The 18,525-nt window shown below is 68.9% G+C and carries 14 protein-coding genes; 11 read left to right on the forward strand and 3 right to left on the reverse strand.

Translation table 11 applies throughout. The features are described 5' to 3' along the window. Window positions 1–18: 18 nt before the first annotated feature. Window positions 19–1,257, reverse strand: coding sequence for a sugar ABC transporter substrate-binding protein (locus QCZ28_RS24355; RefSeq protein WP_279518828.1), 1,239 nt, complete (start codon window positions 1,255–1,257; stop codon window positions 19–21). 300 nt (window positions 1,258–1,557) lie between these two features. Between QCZ28_RS24355 and QCZ28_RS24360 the strand changes: the two genes are divergently transcribed. Both QCZ28_RS24360 and QCZ28_RS24365 read left to right on the forward strand, forming a co-directional pair. Next, window positions 1,558–3,393, forward strand: a complete 1,836-nt coding sequence (locus tag QCZ28_RS24360; protein ID WP_279518829.1) for an RICIN domain-containing protein — start codon at window positions 1,558–1,560, stop codon at window positions 3,391–3,393. 181 nt (window positions 3,394–3,574) lie between these two features. After that, complete coding sequence (locus QCZ28_RS24365) at window positions 3,575–5,149, forward strand: arabinofuranosidase catalytic domain-containing protein (protein WP_279518830.1); 1,575 nt, start codon at window positions 3,575–3,577, stop codon at window positions 5,147–5,149. Window positions 5,150–5,231: 82 nt separating this feature from the next. Here the strand turns inward: QCZ28_RS24365 and QCZ28_RS24370 are convergent, their stop codons facing one another. After that, window positions 5,232–6,566 carry a PHB depolymerase family esterase gene (locus QCZ28_RS24370; RefSeq protein ID WP_279518831.1) on the reverse strand — a complete coding sequence of 445 codons (1,335 nt, stop codon included), beginning with the start codon at window positions 6,564–6,566 and terminating at the stop codon, window positions 5,232–5,234. 265 nt (window positions 6,567–6,831) lie between these two features. Between QCZ28_RS24370 and QCZ28_RS24375 the strand changes: the two genes are divergently transcribed. The 5 genes from QCZ28_RS24375 (at window position 6,832) to QCZ28_RS24395 (ending at window position 13,167) form a co-directional block, all read left to right on the forward strand. Beyond that, window positions 6,832–7,830 carry a PaaX family transcriptional regulator C-terminal domain-containing protein gene (locus tag QCZ28_RS24375; RefSeq protein WP_279518832.1) on the forward strand — a complete coding sequence of 333 codons (999 nt, stop codon included), beginning with the start codon at window positions 6,832–6,834 and terminating at the stop codon, window positions 7,828–7,830. 118 nt (window positions 7,831–7,948) lie between these two features. Continuing rightward, entirely contained in the window at window positions 7,949–8,416 is a 468-nt protein-coding gene (locus QCZ28_RS24380) for a hypothetical protein (protein ID WP_279518833.1), read from the forward strand. After that, the gene (locus QCZ28_RS24385; protein WP_279518834.1) at window positions 8,409–9,317 is read left to right on the forward strand and encodes an alpha/beta hydrolase; all 909 of its coding nucleotides are present in this window, start codon (window positions 8,409–8,411) and stop codon (window positions 9,315–9,317) included. Before QCZ28_RS24380 ends, QCZ28_RS24385 begins: the two co-directional genes overlap by 8 nt. 574 nt (window positions 9,318–9,891) lie before the next feature. Then, window positions 9,892–11,358, forward strand: a complete 1,467-nt coding sequence (locus QCZ28_RS24390) for an endo-1,4-beta-xylanase (RefSeq protein ID WP_279518835.1) — start codon at window positions 9,892–9,894, stop codon at window positions 11,356–11,358. Window positions 11,359–11,781: 423 nt separating this feature from the next. Beyond that, window positions 11,782–13,167, forward strand: coding sequence for an RICIN domain-containing protein (locus tag QCZ28_RS24395; protein WP_279518836.1), 1,386 nt, complete (start codon window positions 11,782–11,784; stop codon window positions 13,165–13,167). Between the two features lie 72 nt (window positions 13,168–13,239). On the opposite strand, the gene QCZ28_RS24400 is transcribed toward QCZ28_RS24395, so the two are convergent. Beyond that, complete coding sequence (locus tag QCZ28_RS24400; RefSeq protein WP_030333841.1) at window positions 13,240–14,010, reverse strand: FadR/GntR family transcriptional regulator; 771 nt, start codon at window positions 14,008–14,010, stop codon at window positions 13,240–13,242. A 146-nt stretch (window positions 14,011–14,156) separates the two neighbouring features. On the opposite strand from QCZ28_RS24400, the gene QCZ28_RS24405 reads away from it, so the two are divergent. The 4 genes from QCZ28_RS24405 to QCZ28_RS24420 are packed head-to-tail and all read left to right on the forward strand — an operon-like array spanning window position 14,157 to window position 18,456. Beyond that, entirely contained in the window at window positions 14,157–15,419 is a 1,263-nt protein-coding gene (locus QCZ28_RS24405; protein ID WP_279518837.1) for an extracellular solute-binding protein, read from the forward strand. Window positions 15,420–15,429: 10 nt separating this feature from the next. Next, entirely contained in the window at window positions 15,430–16,404 is a 975-nt protein-coding gene (locus tag QCZ28_RS24410) for a sugar ABC transporter permease (protein ID WP_279518838.1), read from the forward strand. Then, window positions 16,404–17,231 (forward strand): carbohydrate ABC transporter permease, encoded by an 828-nt coding sequence (locus QCZ28_RS24415; RefSeq protein WP_279518839.1) that lies wholly within the window; start codon window positions 16,404–16,406, stop codon window positions 17,229–17,231. Before QCZ28_RS24410 ends, QCZ28_RS24415 begins: the two co-directional genes overlap by 1 nt. 1 nt (window position 17,232) lies before the next feature. Further along, window positions 17,233–18,456, forward strand: coding sequence for a mandelate racemase/muconate lactonizing enzyme family protein (locus tag QCZ28_RS24420; RefSeq protein WP_279518840.1), 1,224 nt, complete (start codon window positions 17,233–17,235; stop codon window positions 18,454–18,456). The last annotated feature ends 69 nt before the right edge of the window (window positions 18,457–18,525 follow it).

Genomic DNA, 18,525 nt, shown 5'->3' on the forward strand with positions numbered 1-18,525 from the left:
GGTGTCGGTTCGGATCGCTTACCTGGTCGAGGCGGCGGTCTGCGCGGCCCTCAGCGCCTCCTGCGGCGACTTCCCGCCGCTGAGGGCCGCCTGGACCGCTGTCCACAGGGATTCGGAGATCTTCGGGTACTTCGTGCCGAGGTTGTCACCGGTGCGGCCCTTGGCCGCCCGGACCGCCTCCACCCAGACCTTGAGCTTCGGGTCCGCGGTCGCCTGCCGCTCCTGTACGGCGGCGACGGGTGCGACGTAGGAGAGCGTGGTGTCCGTGGTGAGGAGATTGTCGGCACTGGTCAGACAGGCGACGAGCTGCTGCGACGTCTGGTACCGACCGGTGTTCTTCTGCACCGGGATGGAGACGAACTCACCACCGGTGGGCGCCGGGGCCGGGCCGCCCGCGCTGGCCGGAACCGGGATGGTGCCGTACGCGAAGGGAAGCTTCTCCGCGTTCGCCAACTGCCAGGTGCCGTTCTCGGCGAACGCGTAGTCGCCGGTGGCGAACTCCTGCCAGCTCGTCGTCTGGGTGTTGTTGATGACGGAGTTGGGGGCGTGGCCCTGCTTGAGCCAGTCGGTCCAGAGCGTCAGCGCGGACACCGCCTGCGGCGAGTCCAGACTGGTCAGTTGGGCCCCCGATCCCCAGAACCAGGGCAGGAACTGGAAGCTGCCCTCCTCGGTGCCGATCGCGGAGAAGGTGATGCCCTTCTTCCCCTTGGCCTTGACCTTGGTCAGGGCCGCGGTCAGCGACGTCCAGTCCGTGACGGTGGCGGGATCGACGCCGGCGGCGGTGAGCAGGTCCTTGTTGTAGTAGAGGGCGAGGGTGTTGGCCCCGATCGGCACCCCGTAGGTCTTGCCGTCGCTCTGGCCGGCGCCGAGCAGGTTCTTCTCCATGGCGGAGACGTCCAGCTTGTTGTCGTCGGTGGTGGTGAGCGCACCGGCCTCGGCCAGCGTCGAGATGACCGGGTTGTCCACGATCAGTACGTCCGGCGAGTTCCCCTGCTGGGCGGCGAGCAGCGCCTTGTTGGTCAGGTCGGTGGTGTCGTAGCCGGTTCGCTCGACTGTCACTCCGGCGGAGGTGCCGCACTTCTTGAGCAGCGCGACCCACTCGGAGTCGTCGGCGAACTGCGGGTACGGGTCCCAGACGAGGTAGGCGCCCCCGTCGGCGGGGCCGTCGGTGGACGACGAGCAGGCACTGCCCGTCACTGCGGCGAGAGCTATCACGGCGACGGCGGCCAGGCGCCGCCGACGGTTCAGTCCGGTCATCTGGTGCCTCACTTCAAATCGATCGTCAGGTGGGGTGGGTGGGGTTGATCGTCGCGGGTTGGACCAGTCCAACCATGAGGCGAATCGATTCGACGAATCGGTTCGCCCGAAGATAGGTCTGGCCGTGCCCGGGGGTCAAGGGCCAGTCGGCCGGTCGAGGAGGATCGCTGGGCAACGTGGACGTTACCGCGCCGTCATCTCATTGACATCGTTCAGTTCGTGGTCCTACGATCCGTGCGAATCGATTCGCAAGCGCTGCCCTCCGGAGAGCGTCCCCCGCGCCCCACCAAGGAGCCGCCCGTGAAAACCCCGTCCCGCAGCAGGTCAGGACGAGCCCGCGTGTTCGCGGCCCGACTCGTCGTCGGCCTGCTCGCCGCCGCAGCCGCCGTCACCGTCGTCGGGTCCCCCGCCCAGGCCGCCGACGAGTCGATCAGTGTCAACTTCTCCACCACCAGCGGCGCGCCGACCTACCGCGCGTCCGGCTGGATCTACGGCATGACCGAGAACGCCAGCGGCCCCGCCGACCACTTCTACCGGGACGTCAAGTTCCAGTACATGCGCGCCGGTGGCGCGCAGCTTCCAGGGAGTGGCTGGGTCGGCGGCACGTACGACCGTCGCTGGAACTCCACCCTCGCCCAGGCGCGCCGGACCACGTCCCTCGGCGGGAAGTTCATCATCCTGCCGCACGACCTGTGGGGCGCCGACGGTGCCGGAATCTCCCGCTTCCCCGGTGACAACGGCAACTGGACCGACTACGACAACTTCCTGACCCGCCTGATCAGCGACGTACGGGCGTCCGGCCTGTCGGTGCAGTGGGACATCTGGAACGAACCCAACATCACCATCTTCTGGAACCGGCCGATCTCCCAGTACCTCGAACTCTGGCGTCGGACCTACCAGCGCATCCGGGCGGAGTTCCCCAGCCAGCTCATCGTCGGGCCGAGCTGTGCCTGCGTACCGTCGACCAACCACGCCTTCTGGAACCAGTACCTGGACTTCGTCCGCTCGACGAACACGGTGCCGGACATCATCAGCTGGCACTCGCTGCCCGGTGACCCGGTCGCCAACGTCGCCGCCGCCAACGCCACCCTCGACCCGCGCGGCATCGCCCACCCGCGTCCGTACCAGATCAACGAGTACGGCGCTCCCGACGAGCAGAACCCGGCCGACGGCGCCTGGTACATCGCGCGTCTGGAGCGGGCCAAGGCCGACGGCCTGCGGGCGAACTGGGCCAGCGGCGGCAGTCTGCACAACGACCTCGGCAACCTGTTGATCCGTAACTCCGCCGGCCAGCACCAGCCCAAGGGTGAGTGGTGGAACTACCGCTACTACGCCTCCCAGGTCGGGGAGAACGTCGCGGTGACCCCCAGCCAGTCGTACGACGCGTACGCCACGAAGACGGCCGGGTCGGCGAAGGTCCTGCTCGGCGGTGGTCGTACCACCGGGAACCTGACCGTCAACCTGCAACGCCTGGACACCACCAGCGGCATCGTGCAGAACAACCAGGTCCGGGTCGTCACCCAACGCATCCCGCACAACGGCGGTGGCGCCGTGCCGGGGCCGGTCACGGTCTCGAACAGCGTGGTCACGGTCTCCAACAACACCGCGACGGTGACAGTGCCGTACACCAACCAGACCGACACCTACACCGTCACGCTGCTGCCTCCCTCGGACGGTGGCTTCCAGTCGGTGGCGGTGGCCCAGCACTCCCAGCAGTGTCTGAACAACGCAGGGCTGAGCACCGCCGACGGCAACGTCCAGCAGCAGAACTACTGCGACGGCGGTGACCAGCAGCTCTGGAACTTCCGGCCGGTGGCCGGCGTGGCCAACACCTACACGGTGGTCAACCAGCAGAGCGGCAAGTGTCTCGACGTCAGCGGCGTGTCCACCGCCGACGGCGCGGCCGTGCACCAGTGGACCTGCCTGAACAGCACCAACCAGCAGTTCACGCTGCGCAAGGTGACCTACTCCGGCAACGACTCGCACGACTACCAGCTCATCGCCCGGCACAGCGGCAAATGCGTCGATGTCAACGCGGTCTCCACGGCGGCCGGCGCGCAGGTGCACCAGTGGACCTGCCGGGCGGCCAACCAGGGCAGCCCGTTGAACCAGACGTGGCGGCTCCTGGGGCGGTAGGCGCCCCGGGAAAGGGTGACGCGCTGGCCGTCGGTCCAACGGCCAGCGCGTCACGCCACATTGCATTCATTGACATAAATTCTTTAAAGGTCATACGATTCGCTGCGAATCGATTCGCCGTCACCACTGACCTGGCGCATCGACAATCCCCCGCGCCTCCACGACATCCGAGGAGCACCCCGTGCGAACCCCGTCCCCCATCGGGCCAGGAAAGGCCCGTGACCTCATCCCGAGACGTCATCGCGCCCGACGGCTGACCGCCGTGGCGGGCGCTCTGGTCGGCGTTCTCGTCGGCATCGGCGCCACCCCGGGTGCCTCGTCGCCGCCCGCCGAGGCGGCCGCCGCGCAGCTGGCGGCCGCCATCCAACCGGGGCAGAGCACCCCGATCGTCGGCACCGCATCCGGCCGCTGCCTCGAAGTGCCCAACTCCAGCACCGCCAACGGCACCCAGACGCAACTCTGGGACTGCAACGGCAGCGCCGGCCAGGGCTGGACCTGGACGTCGACAAAGCAACTCCAGGTGTACGGCAACAAGTGCCTGGACGCCTCCGGCCGGGGCACCACCAACGGCACCCAGGTGATCATCTGGGACTGCAACGGCCAGAACAACCAGCAGTGGAACGTCAACAGCAACGGCACCGTCACCGGCGTGCAGTCCGGGCTCTGCCTCGACGCCAACGGCGCGGGCACCGCCAACGGCACCAAGATCATCCTCTGGGCCTGCAACGGCGGCACCAACCAGCAGTGGGCCTCGCCGACCACCACCCCACCGCCGACCAACCCGCCCACCGGCGCGCGCCCGTGCGACATCTACGCCTCCGGCGGCACCCCGTGCATCGCCGCGCACAGCACCACGCGAGCGCTCTACGAGGCGTACGCCGGCAACCTGTACCAGGTCCGACGCTCGTCGGACAACACGACTCGCAACATCGGGCTCACGGCAACCGGCGGCACCGCCAACGCGGCGACGCAGGACTCGTTCTGCGCCGGCACGACCTGCGTGATCACCGTGGTCTTCGACCAGTCCGGGCGTGGCAACGACCTCTGGTACCAGGGGTCGAGCGTGGTGCCGGGCTCACCCCAGAGCAAGCCGGCGATCGCCACCTCGGAGTCGCTGACCGTGGGCGGCGCGAAGGCGTACTCGCTCTACATCAATCCCGGTAACAGCTACTGGCGCGACGGGCACCTCACCGGCGTGCCGACCGGCGCGGCCCCCGAGGGCATGTACATGGTGACCAGCGGGACCCACGTCAACAGCGGCTGCTGCTTCGACTACGGCAACAGCGAGACGACGCGCAAGGCCGACGCCGCCGGGGCGATGGACGCCATCAACTTCAGCAAGCAGTGCTGGTTCGGCGGCTGCTCCGGCAGCGGGCCCTGGGTGCAGGCGGACCTGGAGTGGGGCCTCTTCCCAGGTGGCAGCCAGACCTGGAACCCGAACCAGCGTGCCTTCACCAGCAAGTTCGTGACCGCGACGCTGAAGAACAACGGCACGACCCGCTTCGCCATCAAGGGCAGCGACGCGCAGTCCGGCAGCCTCTACACGCTGTACGACGGCTCGCTCCCGCCGGGATACAGCCCCATGAAGAAGCAGGGCGCGATCATCCTGGGCAGCGGCGGTGACTGCTGCAAGCCTGACGGTGGCGCGAACCTCAGCGCCGGCACCTTCTACGAGGGGGCCATGGTCGCCGGCTACCCGTCCGACGCGACCGAGAACGCGGTGCAGGCCAGCGTGGTGGGCGCCGGTTACCGCTGACCCGGTGACGCCGGGACGGGGGAGTGCGCCGGTCACCACGCGGTGGTGACCGGCGCACTGTCTCGTCGACGCCAGCCTGGTCTCAGGCGATGGTGCAGGACGCGCCGTTGAGGGTGAACGAGGACGGCCGGGCGTTGTTGCCCGTGTGGGTGGCCTGGAAGCCGATGGTCACCGAGCCGTTGGCGGGGATGCCGCCGTTGTAGGCGACGTTGCGGGCCGTCACCTGCCCGGAGTTGGGCGAGTAGGTGGCGTTCCAGCCCGAGGTGATGGTCTGCCCGCCGGGCAGGGTGAAGACCAGTGACCAGCCGTTGACGGCGCTGGTGCCGGTGTTCGTGATGGTGATGTTCTCGGTCAGGCCGTTGTTCCAGGCGTTGACGGCGACGCTCACCCGACACGCGCCGTTGGTCGGCGGCGGCGTGGTGGGCGGCGGCGTGGTCGGGGGTGGCGTCGTCGGCGGCGGGGTGGTCGGCGGCGGCGTCGTGGGGTTGGTCAGGCCGAAGAACTGCAGGGCCGCGGCAGCCATTCCGCCGGAGGGCAGGCTGTGCCCGGCCCCCTGGATGCTGTACGCCTCGACCTGGACGGTGCCGTTGCTGTCGGCGTAGCGACGCCGGTTCCAGTTGGCCTGGGGCGTGTCGGTGGAGGTGGGTGTCTGGCTCAGGCCGAACACGTTGGTCCACTGCTCGATCGTCTCCTGCAACAACGAGTACGGCACGAGCGTGTCGCTGGTGCCGTGCCACAGCTGCACGCGCGGGCGGGGCCCGGAGTAACCCGGGTACGCCTGGCGGACCGCGTCGCCCCACTGCTGCGGGGTCCGGTTCATGTTTCCGCCGGTGCACTGGCTGCTGCCGGGCGGGTAGTCCGCCGCGTTGGCGAAGCAGTTGAACGGCACGCCCATGAACGCGGCACCGGCCTTGAACACGTCGGGGTAGAGCGCCAGCATGTGGTTCGTCATCATGCCGCCGGACGAACTGCCGGTGGCGTAGACCCGGTCCCCGTCGGCCGCGTACTGCTGCTGCACGTACCGGATCATGGAGATGATCGACACCGGGTCGCTGCCGCCACCACGTCGCTTGGCGGCGTCCGACCAGGTGTCGAAGCAGTTGCCGAACCCGGCCTGCTGGGTGGCGGACGGGTAGATGACGATGTATCCGTAGCGGTCCGCGAGGCTGGCGAACTCGCTCCCGGAGTAGAAGCCGGGGCCGGACCCTCCGCAGCCGTGCATGGCCACCACGACCGCCGGGCGGGCCGGGCGGTTGTCCGGCACGTAGACGTGCATGCGCATCCGGCCCGGGTTGTCCCCGAAGCTGGTCACCTCGGTCAGCGACGCCGCGTACGCGGGTCGGAGCGCGGGGACCAGCAGGCCGGCTGTCAGCAGCGGCACGGCGAGGGCGAGCAGCAGTTTTCTCTTGATTCTCAACGGACGACTCCTTCGATTGCCGGTTCGGCTGGGATTGGTCGCGCGATCCGTCAGCGGGTGCGCCCGGTTCCCGCGTGATCGCGCCTGCCCGCTACCTGTGGCTTGCCCTGCCCGGCTCCGGACGGCATTGCGTGGCAATTAGTGTTCCCCTCGGACCGACAAGTGTCAATCGAAGTATCTCTATCGCGAAGCGGTCCCGGGGTTCGGTGGGGAGCGGCGATCCGTCTACAGTCGTCACACCGTCCCTGAAGAGCACGGAGCGCCTGTGGCAAGCCCGTTCGACATCGACGAGATCTATCCGGACGACGGAGATCACGAACTCCGGCTGCCCAGGCGGCAGGTGGGCAACTCCCCCCAGGGGGTCGCCGTGACCCTGTTGGCGGACTACACCCTGCGGACCCGTGTCCCCCTGCCGTCCGCCGCCATCGTGGCGCTGCTCGGAGAGACCGGCGTGACGACGGCTGGGGCGCGCACCGCGATCAGCCGGCTGGCCCGCCGCGGTGTCCTGGAGGGTAGCCGACTGGGACGCCGCAGCTCGTACCGCCTCAGCCACGCAGCGGCGGCAAGCCTCTCCGCGGGCGCCCACTGGATCCTCGCCTCCACCACCTCGACGGTGCGATGGGACGGGTGCTGGACGGTCGTCGCCTTCTCGCTGCCGCAGGAGCTGAGCACGCAGCGACGGACGCTGCGGGCTCAGCTGCGGTGGCTCGGCTACGCGCCGCTGTACGACGGGTTGTGGATCTCACCGCGCGAACTGAACGCTCCGGCTCGGGCTCGGCTCGACCAGCTCACCCTCGGTGCCGTGACGGTGTTTCGCGGCCGACAGACCCCGCTCGGCTCGGCGGCTCATCGTGCCCCGATCGAGGCGTGGGACATCCAGGCGATCAGTCGGAGCTACGACGCGTTCCTGCGGCGCTGGACGCCGCTGCTGCCCGCTGTGGTGTCCGGGGAGGTCGACGGGGTTGCCGCGGTGCGGGCGCGTACCGAGGTGATGGACACCTTCCGGCGGTTTCCCGTACTCGATCCGCAGTTGCCCCTGGAGCTTCTTCCGCAGGGGTGGCTCCGGCGGCCGGCGCAGGAGTTGTTCGCGGCCGTCTACGACGGCCTCGCCGCGCCCGCCGAGCGGCACGTTCGGGCGGTCGTCGCCCGGTTTGCCGACGGCGCGCAGCCCGACATCCGGGCGCACGCCACCGCGGACATGCTCTCCGGTGTACGCGTCGAGGGGAGCCTGGCCGAGCACGGGCACGGCGGCTCTGCCGGCTGACGGGAGCGGCCGACCGAAAGCTCGGTGATCTCGACAGTGCCCGCGTGCTCACGACCATCGCACTTGACAGTCGACGTCAAGTACTTGACGATGGGCGTCAAGTAGTGGAGGAGGCGGCATGGCACCCAGCCACGAGGAACTGACCGAGCATCTCATCCGGTTGATCGACATCCGGTTGCTCGACCCCCTCGAAATCCTGGTCGACGGCCACGAGGCCATCGGCCCGCTGCGCGCCGTCATCAGGGAGAGGGCCCGATCCTGGGCCACCACGATCGTCAGCGGCGACCATCCGGCCGCCGTCGGCGCGATCATGCGCGCGATCTCCACCCTCTACCCGGGGGACGGGCCGTTCGACCCGCCCATCGACTGGTGGCGCAGTCCTCTCGGCCAGGCCGTCGCCCGACGGGTCGGCCATCCCACCGCGGAATCCGTGTCGTACGCGGTGGCCGGCGCCATGCTCGGCATCACCCGCCAGGGCGTCCACGACCTGGTCTCCCGTGACAAGCTCGCCCGCCACCCCGACGGCGGCGTGCGCTGCGCTTCGGTACGAGACCGACTGCTCAAGGAGGGCACCCGCCGTGGCTGAGAGCTATGTCGACTCCGGGACCGTGCCCATCGCGATCCGCGACTTCGGTGGATCCGGACAACCGTTGCTGCTCCTCCATGGTGCCGGTGGCAACCTCGCCCAGATGGCCACCCTCGCCGAGCACCTGCGTCCGAGCCACCGGGTGGTCACCGTCGACCTGCGGGGTCACGGGCGGTCCGGAGACGGCCCGTGGCGCTGGGACGACGTACTGGCCGACCTGGCCGCCGTCGCCGACGACCTCGGCCTCACCTCCCCCGCGGTGGTCGGCGTCTCCCTCGGCGGCATGCTCGCCACCCTCTGGGCGCAGCGTCACCCGGAGTGCCCCGGTGCCGTCAGCCTTGACGGCAATCCGCCGCTCAACCGTCCGGACCAGCTCGCCGGGCTGGATCCGGAGCAGGCCGAGACCGGGCTGGCCAAGCTGCGGGCCGTCTTCGACGGGATGGCCGCGATGCTGGCCGAGCCGCTGACCGCCGAACAGGTGGCCGCCATCGTGGCGGGGCAGCGGGCCATGGCCCAGCGCTACGGAGGCGCACCCGACGGCTGGGTTGCGGCGTTCGAGCGCAACCTCGTGCCCGGCGACGACGGCCGCAGCCGGCTGCGGCCCGCCCCGGACCTCACCCGGCAGCTCCGGGACGCCATGGACTCCCTTGACCTGATGCCCGCCTACCGCGACGCCCGCTGCCCACTGCTGCTCGTCCTCGCCACCGAGGATCTGCCCGAACAGCAGCCGTTCCACAGCTTGTACGAGGCGTACCGCAGGGTGACCGCCGAACGGCTCGCCGCTGTGGACAACCCGTCTCTGCGGGTGTGTCATCTCGCCGATGCCAGTCACGCTATGGTCGCCGAACGGCCGCAGGAGCTCGCCGCCCTGATCACCGACTTCCTCAGCCCTCACGGCTGAGGGCGACCGCAGGAGCCCGCCTCCCGGCGTGGGTCGGGCCTGGCCGCCGGGCGGTCGTCGCCCGCATCACGGAATCGCCCGCGACGGTGCGCCGGCCACCCTGGGACGCGGCTGGTCGCCGTCAGCATGCGCCGGACCGCCTGCCCTGCCGCCCGCGCTCGGTCTCGCTCGCTAGCTGTGAGCGATAACAGGGCCACCCTCAGGCGTCTTCCGTAGTGCCGTGGCCCGGCCGTTCCGCCAGGTCGCGCGGCGAATGACGCCGATCTTCGCAGGCGGTCGGTGGTGGGCGAGGCGAGGTGCTCCGGCGCGTCGGCGTGAACGGCTCATTTCGTCTTGACGAACGACATGTTATCGCTCACTCTCGATATAGAGGACGATCGTTTCATTGGGTTCACCGGGCGGGCCCTACGGGTCGTTTCTCGGTTCTCGGCGTCCATCCGGGCAGGCGGACGTCACCTCAGGGCTCCCGGCGGTGCCGGCGAACGCCTTCCCCACCATGTGCGCCGGCACCAGGGGCCGTCCTGACTGAAGTGGCACATCACCACCACCGATGCACCCACTGAAAAGGAACGACATGAAATCACCGAGAACGTTGCTGGCGGCGGCGACCCTCGCCGTCGCCCTCACCACCGGCATGACGGTGGCGCTGACACCCGCAGCCGGTGCCGGCACGACCCTGAAGGCGGCCGCCGCCGAGAAGGGCCGCTACTTCGGCGCGGCTGTCGCCGTCGGCAAGCTCTCCACCAGCGCCTACACGACCATTCTGAACCGTGAGTTCAACAGTGTCGTGGCCGAGAACGAGATGAAGTGGAGCTCGACCGAGCCGCAGCAGGGTGTGTTCACCTACTCCAGTGGTGACCGCCTGGTCAGCCACGCGCAGGCCAACGGCATGAGCGTGCGCGGTCACACGCTGTTGTGGCACGCGCAGCAGCCGGGCTGGGCGCAGGGCATGTCGGGCAGCGCGTTGCGCAACGCGATGATCAACCACGTGACCCAGGTGGCGACGCACTTCCGGGGGAAGATCTACGCCTGGGACGTGGTGAACGAGGCGTTCGCCGACGGTGGTTCCGGTGGGCGGCGGGACTCGAACCTGCAGCGCACCGGCAACGACTGGATCGAGGCGGCGTTCCGGGCGGCGAAGGCTGCTGACCCGGGTGCGAAGTTGTGTTACAACGACTACAACACCGACGGGATCAACGCGAAGTCGACGGGGATCTACAACATGGTGCGGGACTTCAAGTCCCGTGGCGTGCCGATCGACTGTGTGGGGTTCCAGTCGCACCTGGGGACCTCGCTGGCTGGTGACTACCAGGCCAACCTGCAGCGTTTCGCCGATCTCGATGTGGACGTGCAGATCACCGAGCTGGACGTGATGACCGGTGGCAACCAGGCCAACATCTACGGCGCCGTCACCCGCGCCTGCCTGGCGGTCTCACGCTGCACCGGCATCACCACCTGGGGGGTGCGCGACTGCGACTCGTGGCGCGGCTCGGACAACGCGCTGCTGTTCGACTGCAACGGCAACAAGAAGGCCGCGTACAACGCCGTCCTGGACGCCCTCAACGGCGGCTCCACCCCGCCCACCACGCCCCCGCCGGGCACCGGGGTGGACACCAGCGCCTGGTACGTGCTGCTGAACCGGAACAGCGGCAAGGCACTGGACGTGTACGCCTCGGCCACCAACGACGGCGCGCGGATCAGCCAGTGGACGCGCAACAACGGCACCAACCAGCAGTGGCAGTTCGTGGACTCGGGCGGCGGCTACTACCGGGTGAAGTCGCGCAACTCCAGCAAGGTGCTCGACGTCAGCAACTTCTCCACCGCCGACGGCGGCGCGATCGTGCAGTGGTCCGACCTCAACGGCACGAACCAGCAGTTCCGACTCGCCAACTCGTCTGACGGCTATCTGCGGCTGATCAACCGCAACAGCAACAAGGCGGTCGAGGTGCAGGGCGCGTCCACCGCCGACGGCGGCAACATCGTGCAGTACGCCGACTGGGGTGGCACGAACCAGCAGTGGCAGCTGGTCCGGATCGGCTAGCCGCTGCCATTGCCTGAGCTGGGGGAGAGGGCTGCCGGCCGACCGGGATCCGGCCGGCGCCCGCCCCGGCGAGGTGTGCCGGTCGGTGGCCCGTCCCCGGGTGGGGGCGGGCCACCGTGGCCATCGGGTAGTCGTTGCCGGGTCACCGCTCAGATCGATGACAGTCATTTGACGTATGACGTCTTTGCCGCTAATTTTCAGCAGCGGGCCACGCGGCAGCCGAGAGCCAGGACGTCGCGTCGCACGGCTCGGCGCGGCCTGCTCCGAAGCCCGGATCGCGGCATCGCCATCGACGTGCGCCGTAGCCGCAGGATGCCCGCACGACACCCCCAGACGTGCTGACGCCACCACCACGACGCCGGCACGCACGCCAGGGCACCCGCGGCTCTCCGCTCGTGGGTGGCCCCGATCGAAGGAGTGGACATGAAAGCCCTCGGTGAGGCTCGTCCCGCCTCTCGACAGAGACGTCGCTGGCGGTCAGGGTTGGCCGCGGCGGCGGCCGCGGTCATGGCAGCCAGCACACTCGTCGCGGTCAACGCGGCGCCCGCGGCGGCAGCGACAGTGGACACCAACGCCTGGTACACCCTGGTGAACCGGAACAGCGGCAAGGCGTTGGACCTGTACGCCTCGGCCACCAACGACGGCGCGCGGATCAGCCAGTGGACGCGCAACAACGGCACCAACCAACAGTGGCAGTTCGTGGACTCCGGGGGCGGCTACTACCGGGTCAAGTCCCGGCACTCGGGCAAGGTGCTCGACGTCAGCAACTTCTCCACCGCCGACGGCGGGGCGATCGTGCAGTGGTCCGACCTCAACGGGACCAACCAGCAGTTCCGGCTGGCCGACTCGGACGGTGGCTACGTCCGGCTGATCAACCGCAACAGCAACAAGGTCGTCGAGGTGCAGGGCGCGTCCACCGCCGACGGCGGCAACATCGTGCAGTACGCCGACTGGGGCGGCACCAACCAGCAGTGGCAACTCGTTCCCGTCGGCGGCAGCAACCCACCGCCGACCGGCGGCAGCGGGTGCGGCAAGGCGCCGACGCTGTCCAGCGGCACGCACACGATCCAGAGCAACGGCAAGAGCCGGACCTTCATCCTGCGGGTGCCCGCCAACTACAACAACAGCAACCCGTACCGGCTGATCTTCGCCTTCCACTGGCGGGGCGGCACCATGCAGGAGATCTCCTCCGGCGGCACCAGCGGGGCCGCCTGGTCCTACTACGGGCAGCAGGAGCAGTCGAACAACAGCGCGATCCTGGTGGCGCCACAGGGATTCGGCAACGGCTGGGGCAACTCCGGCGGTGAGGACATCACCTTCGTCGACGACATGATCAGCCGGATCGAGAGCAGCCTCTGCGTCAACCCGAGGCAGCGGTTCGCGCTCGGCTTCAGCTGGGGTGGCGGCATGAGCTACGCCGTCGCCTGCGCACGGGCCACCGTCTTCCGGGCGGTCGCTGTCATCTCCGGCGCGCAGATCAGCGGGTGCAGCGGCGGCACCCAGCCGATCGCGTACTTCGGGCTGCACGGCATCTCGGACAACGTCCTGAACATCTCCCAGGGCAGGGCGTTGCGCGACACCTTCGTCCGTAACAACGGTTGCACCGCCCAGAACCCGCCCGAGCCGGCCGGCGGCAGTCGTACGCACATCACGACCGCCTACTCCGGTTGCCGGGCCGGCTACCCGGTGCAGTGGGCGGCGTACGACAACGGTCACATGCCCGGCCCGGTGGACGGCACCTACGCCGAGAGCGGCATCACGACCTGGACCAAGGGTGAGATCTGGAGGTTCTTCGCCCAGTTCTCGTGACACTGATCGGCGCAGCCGGCGGCGTCCGCTCCCGTACCCCGGGGGTGGGCGCCGTCCCGGCTTGTGTGGTGGTCAGCGTTCGAGGCGGGCCGGGCTCCCCGAGCCGTTGCGGCGGACCAGCCAGGCCTCGGTGATGTGGGTGAACATCGCCTCGGCGGCGCCGTTGGCGTCGTGGGCGGCGATGCGCTCGTAGATGCGTCGGTGGCCCTGGTTGGACGCCACGCACAGGGCGCGTTCCGTCCGGCCCATGTACCGGGCGGTGTTGATCACCTGGCTCTCCAGCGCACGGACGACGCCACGAGCGATGCGGTTCCCCGACGCCTGCATGATCGTGTCGTGGAAGGCCCGGTCGTGGTCGTGGTAGGTGACGTGGTCGTCGACGAGTTCGTCCATCCGGTCGACCATGGCCCGCAGTCGCTCGATGGTCTCGGTGTCGGCGAGGCGGGCGGCGACGTTTGCCATGTCGGACTCCAGCACCCGCCGGGTGACGACCAGGTCGTCGAGGATGGCGAAGCTGTCGTCCACGGCGATGGTCGCGGCGAGGACGAGCTCGTCGAGCATGTCCCAGTGTGCCGGTGGGGTGACCATGGTGCCGGCGCCCTGGCGGACCTGCACCAGCCCCTTCTCCTGCAGGATCTTCACTGCTTCCCGGACGACGGTCCGGCTCACGCCGAAGGTCTCGCAGAGGATCGGCTCGGGAGGTAGGGACGTCCCGGACGGGTGTACGCCGCGGACGATGCGCTCCACCAGTTCGGCGGTGACCGCCCTGGCGAGGTTGGTCGGCCGACGCACCCACGCCGGGGTCGCCGGGCTGTTCAGGGCTGTCTCCCGCGGTGGCGTCATGTCCCCCTCCGAATGTCTCGCCGTGGCACGACGTCCGGATCAGTGTACGGCCGAATGTTGACGTCACACGTCATACGAGTTACGTTCCCGTCAACATTGGCTCGCGGGGCACCCGCCGGCCACCCCCCATATAGAGGTGACAACTGATGAGACAGCGCGCAATGTGGTCGGCCGTCCTCGTTGTGGGCCTGGCCCTGGCCGGTTGTGGAAGTGCTAGCGATTCGGGCAAGTCAACCAGCTCGGACGGCAAGTTGGTGGTGTGGGACTGGAAGTCCGGCGAGCCGTTCGCCAAATCCTATCTGGACAAGGCCAAGGCCGACTTCAAGAAGAAGCACGCCGACGTCGAGGTCGAGTTCGTCGCCCAGCCCTTCGATCAGTACTACACCCTGCTCGGTGCGGCGATCCAGTCCGGCAAGGGCCCGGACGTCATGCTGTTCAACGGTGGCGGCCAGATCCGCGACCGGGTGGACGCGCTGGTGCCCCTCGACGAGTACGTGGCCGAGGACAAGCAGCGGCTGGCCGGCTGGGAGGCGTTCACCAAGGACGGCAAGATCTACGCCGCCCCGGTGACGCTGCAGGGTTACCCGATCTACTACAACAAGGCGATCTACCAGAAGGCCAACCTCGACCCGGCGAGCCCGGCCACCACCTGGGACAAGTTCGTCGCCGACTGCGCCGCCATCGCCAAGGCCGGCTCCAAGTGCTTCGCCCTCGGCAACAAGGAGGGCGTCGGCATCCAGTTCTGGATCTCCAGCATGGGCTCGACCACCCTCACCGCCGCCGAGTACGACGCCTGGATCGCCGGCAAGCGCGACTGGAACTCGGCCAACGTCAAGCGGCTCTTCCAGCTCTGGAAGGAGACCGGCGACAAGAAGATGAACAGCGACGGGGCCAACTCGACCGCCATGTTCAACGACTCCTTCGCGCTCTTCCAGTCCGGTAAGGCCGCCCACGTCATGGGCCTGATGTCGGACGTGGGTCACTGGCAGGACTTCAACGAGTTCCTCACCCCGGAGAAGCTCGGCGTCATGAAGGCCCCGGTCGTCACCGCCGGCACCACCCCGAGCCTTCCCTACGACGGCGGCATCGGCTACGCGGTCGCCAAGTGGACGAAGGACCCGAAGATGGCCGCCGACCTGGCGCGCTCGCTGAGCTCGGCCGAGGCGCTGAAGGCCTTCTACGCTGACGCCGGCGCGGTCGCCGCCGACACCACCATCGACGTGTCGGCGGGCGGCCCGGCGGTCTCCACGATCGTCGGTGAGCTCAAGAGCGGCAAGCCCGCTCTGCACGTGGCGCTCTCCTCGAAGACGATCGACCTGATGGGGCGCCTCTCCCAGCAGCTCCTCAGCGGTTCGATCACCGTCGACGAGGTGGTGAAGCAGTTGGCCGCTTCTGACCAGGCGGGCTGACCTCGTGCCAATGGGAAACACGCAACCATCGGTCCGTCCGGCTTCGGCCGGACGGGCCGGCGGGGCGGCAGTCACCCCCGCCGCCCATCGCAGCGGCGCACGACCGCGTCGCGCCCGTGGCGGCCTGGGGGCCGAGCGTTACGCCCCCTACATCCTGGTCGCCCCGGCTGTCCTGATCATCGTGTTGCTGCGGCTCTACCCGCTGATCCTCGGCGTCAACTTCTCCTTCACCGGTGACGGCGCGCAGAACGGCACGGCGGTCGGATTCGGCAACTACCGCGAGCTGTTCGCGGACCCGCTGTTCCGCACCGCGCTGAGCAACGTCGGGCTGCTGGTGCTGCTGCTGCCGGTGGCGGTGGCGATCCCCGGTCTGCTCGCGACGTTCATCTACCTGCGGGTGCCCGGCCACCGCTTCTACCGCAGCGTCTACTTCTTCCCGGCGGTCCTCTCGCCGGTCATCGTCGGTGCGATCTTCAACCTGCTGCTCGCCTTCGACGGCCCGCTCAACGCCGTGCTCGGGTCGGTCGGTGTCGGTCCGGTGGACTGGCTCGGGGACCCGGACATCGCGATGTTCATGGTGGCGGGCGTGCACATCTGGGCCACCTTCGGCATGGCCCTGGTGGTGTTCCTCGCCGGCTTCGCCACCCTGGACGCCGCGCTCCTGGACGCCGCCCGGGTGGACGGGGCGTCGCTGCGCCAGGTCGTCTGGCATGTGATCATCCCGGCCCTGTCGCGCACCATCCAGTTCGTCTTCGTGACCACGATGATCGGGATGCTGACCTCGATGTTCGGGCTGCTCTTCGTGATGACAAGCGGTGGGCCGGAGGGGTCGACGTACCTGCCGGAGTTCTACATCTGGAAGCAGCAGGGTCAGATGAACCGCCCGGCTCTCGCGTCGGCGGCCTCGACGATCCTCTTCATGATCATGCTCGTCGTGGGGCTGTTGCAGATCAAGCTGCTCGAACGATCTGGAAAGGAGGACTGATGTCTCGCCTCCGCCTGGGACGGTGGTTGGTCGCCATCCCCATGTCGCTGCTCGCCCTGGCGACGATCTACCCCCTGCTCTTCACCGCCAACGTCGCGATGAAGACGCGGCGCGACTACATCCTCGACCGGTTCTCGCTGACCGACGCGCTGCGCTGGGAGAACATCAGCACGGCGTGGAGCAGCGTCGGCATGGGCCGCTACTTCGTCAACTCGCTCTTCGTGGTGACGGTGTCGGTGCTCCTGCTGCTGCTGTTCGGGTCGATGGCCGGCTTCGCACTGAGCCAGCTGCGGTTCCGCGGCTCGTCGGCGTTGTTCCTGGGTTGCCTCGCCGGGCTCTTCATCCCGTTCCAGGTGATCATGGTGCCGCTCGCCCGGATCATGGCCGACACCGCGCTCATCGACACCTACCCGGGCCTGATCCTGGTCTACGTGGCCCAGTTCCTGCCCTTCACGGTCTTCCTCATGACGAGCTACTACAAGGGCATCCCGCCGGAGATCGTGGACGCCGCGCGGATCGACGGCAGCACCGTGTACGGCGTGTACCGCCGGATCATGCTGCCCCTGGGCACCCCGGCGCTGCTGTCGGTCGGCATCCTCAACGCCCTGTTCTGCTGGAACGACGTCCTCATGGCGCTGGTGATGATGCCCTCGGCCGACCACCGGACGCTCATGATCGGGGTGACCTCGTTGCGCGGGCAGTACTCCGACAACATCCCCACCTTCGCCTCGGGTGTGCTGATCGCCGCGATACCCGTCCTGATGGTCTACCTGTTCCTCCAGCGCCAAATTGCCGACGGCGTCGCCGCCGGTTCCACGAAGGGTTGACATGCGGATCACGGGATATCGGACGCTCACGACGGTCCAGGAGTGGGGGCGACCCGTCGGCGACGCCAACGGGGTGTTCGCCGACGGGGTGGTCCCCGTCTCGATCGTCATCGTCGACACCGACGAGGGAATCTCGGGGATCGGCCTCGGGCCGCACGTCGAGATAGAGCGGATCTTCGCAGCCGTCGAGGGCGAAGACCCCCGTGCCGTGACGTCCCTGTACGACCGCATGTTGCGGCACACCTTCAAGGCGGGCCACGCGGGGCCGGTGTTCGGCACCATCGGCGCGTTGGACACCGCGCTCTGGGACATCAAGGCGCAGGCCGCCGGCGAACCGCTGTGGCGGCTGCTGGGCGGAAATGACCGGCGGGTCACCGCCTACGCGTCCGGTCTGGACATCGGGCTCACCGACGACGAACTCGTCGCGGAGTACGAGGTCTACGCGAGCCACGGCCTCCGGGCGGCCAAGCTCAAGGGCGGGCTCGACATCGAGCACGACAGGCGCCGCCTCGGGCTGGTCAAGGAGGTCCTGACCGAGGCTGGGAACGGGCAGCGGCCGGGCCTCATGCTCGACGTCAACGAGGCGTGGACGCGCAAGCAGGCTGTCCGGCACGTGTGCGAACTGGAACGTACCCTGGACCTCATCTGGATCGAGGAGCCGGTCCGGCGCTGGGACGCCGAGGGTCTCGCCGCGGTGAGCCGGGGCGTGTCCGCGTCGGTAGCCACCGGTGAGAACCTCACCGGGCTCGAACAGTTCCGTCCGCTGATCGCGGCCGGCGCTGTCGACATCGTCCAGATGGCGGCCGTCTGGGGGGTCACCCACTTCCTGCGGGCGTCCGCCCTGGCCCACGCCCACGACCTGCCGGTCAGCCCGATCGGCAACAGCCCGATCGGGCTGCTGCACGCCGCGACCTCGGTGCCGAATCACCTGACGAGCGAGTTGCAGGACCTGCACCCGCCGGTCGGTGTCTCCATCGACCTGCACATCGAGGACGGCGCCTTCATCCTCGGTGACACACCGGGGCTGGGGGTCCGGGTGGACGAGGACCGGATCCGGGCGGCCAACCGCCGCCCGCAGGCGCAGACGGCCGACAGCCCCAACGTCCGGCCGGAGCGGGCCGGTCGGCGACTGCTGGCCGATGTCGACGGGGTGATCCCCACCCGTCAGGTTCCGGTCACGTCGCTGCACCCCCACAATGACGTGTCACCGACCGCACGGCACTGAGCTGACCGACAGAACAGGGAGACGTGGGTGCATCGCGACGGCGGTGCACCCACGACCATGCGCGGTCGG

It is taken from the genome of Micromonospora sp. DH14 (assembly GCF_029809455.1).
Lineage (GTDB): Bacteria > Actinomycetota > Actinomycetes > Mycobacteriales > Micromonosporaceae > Micromonospora > Micromonospora parva.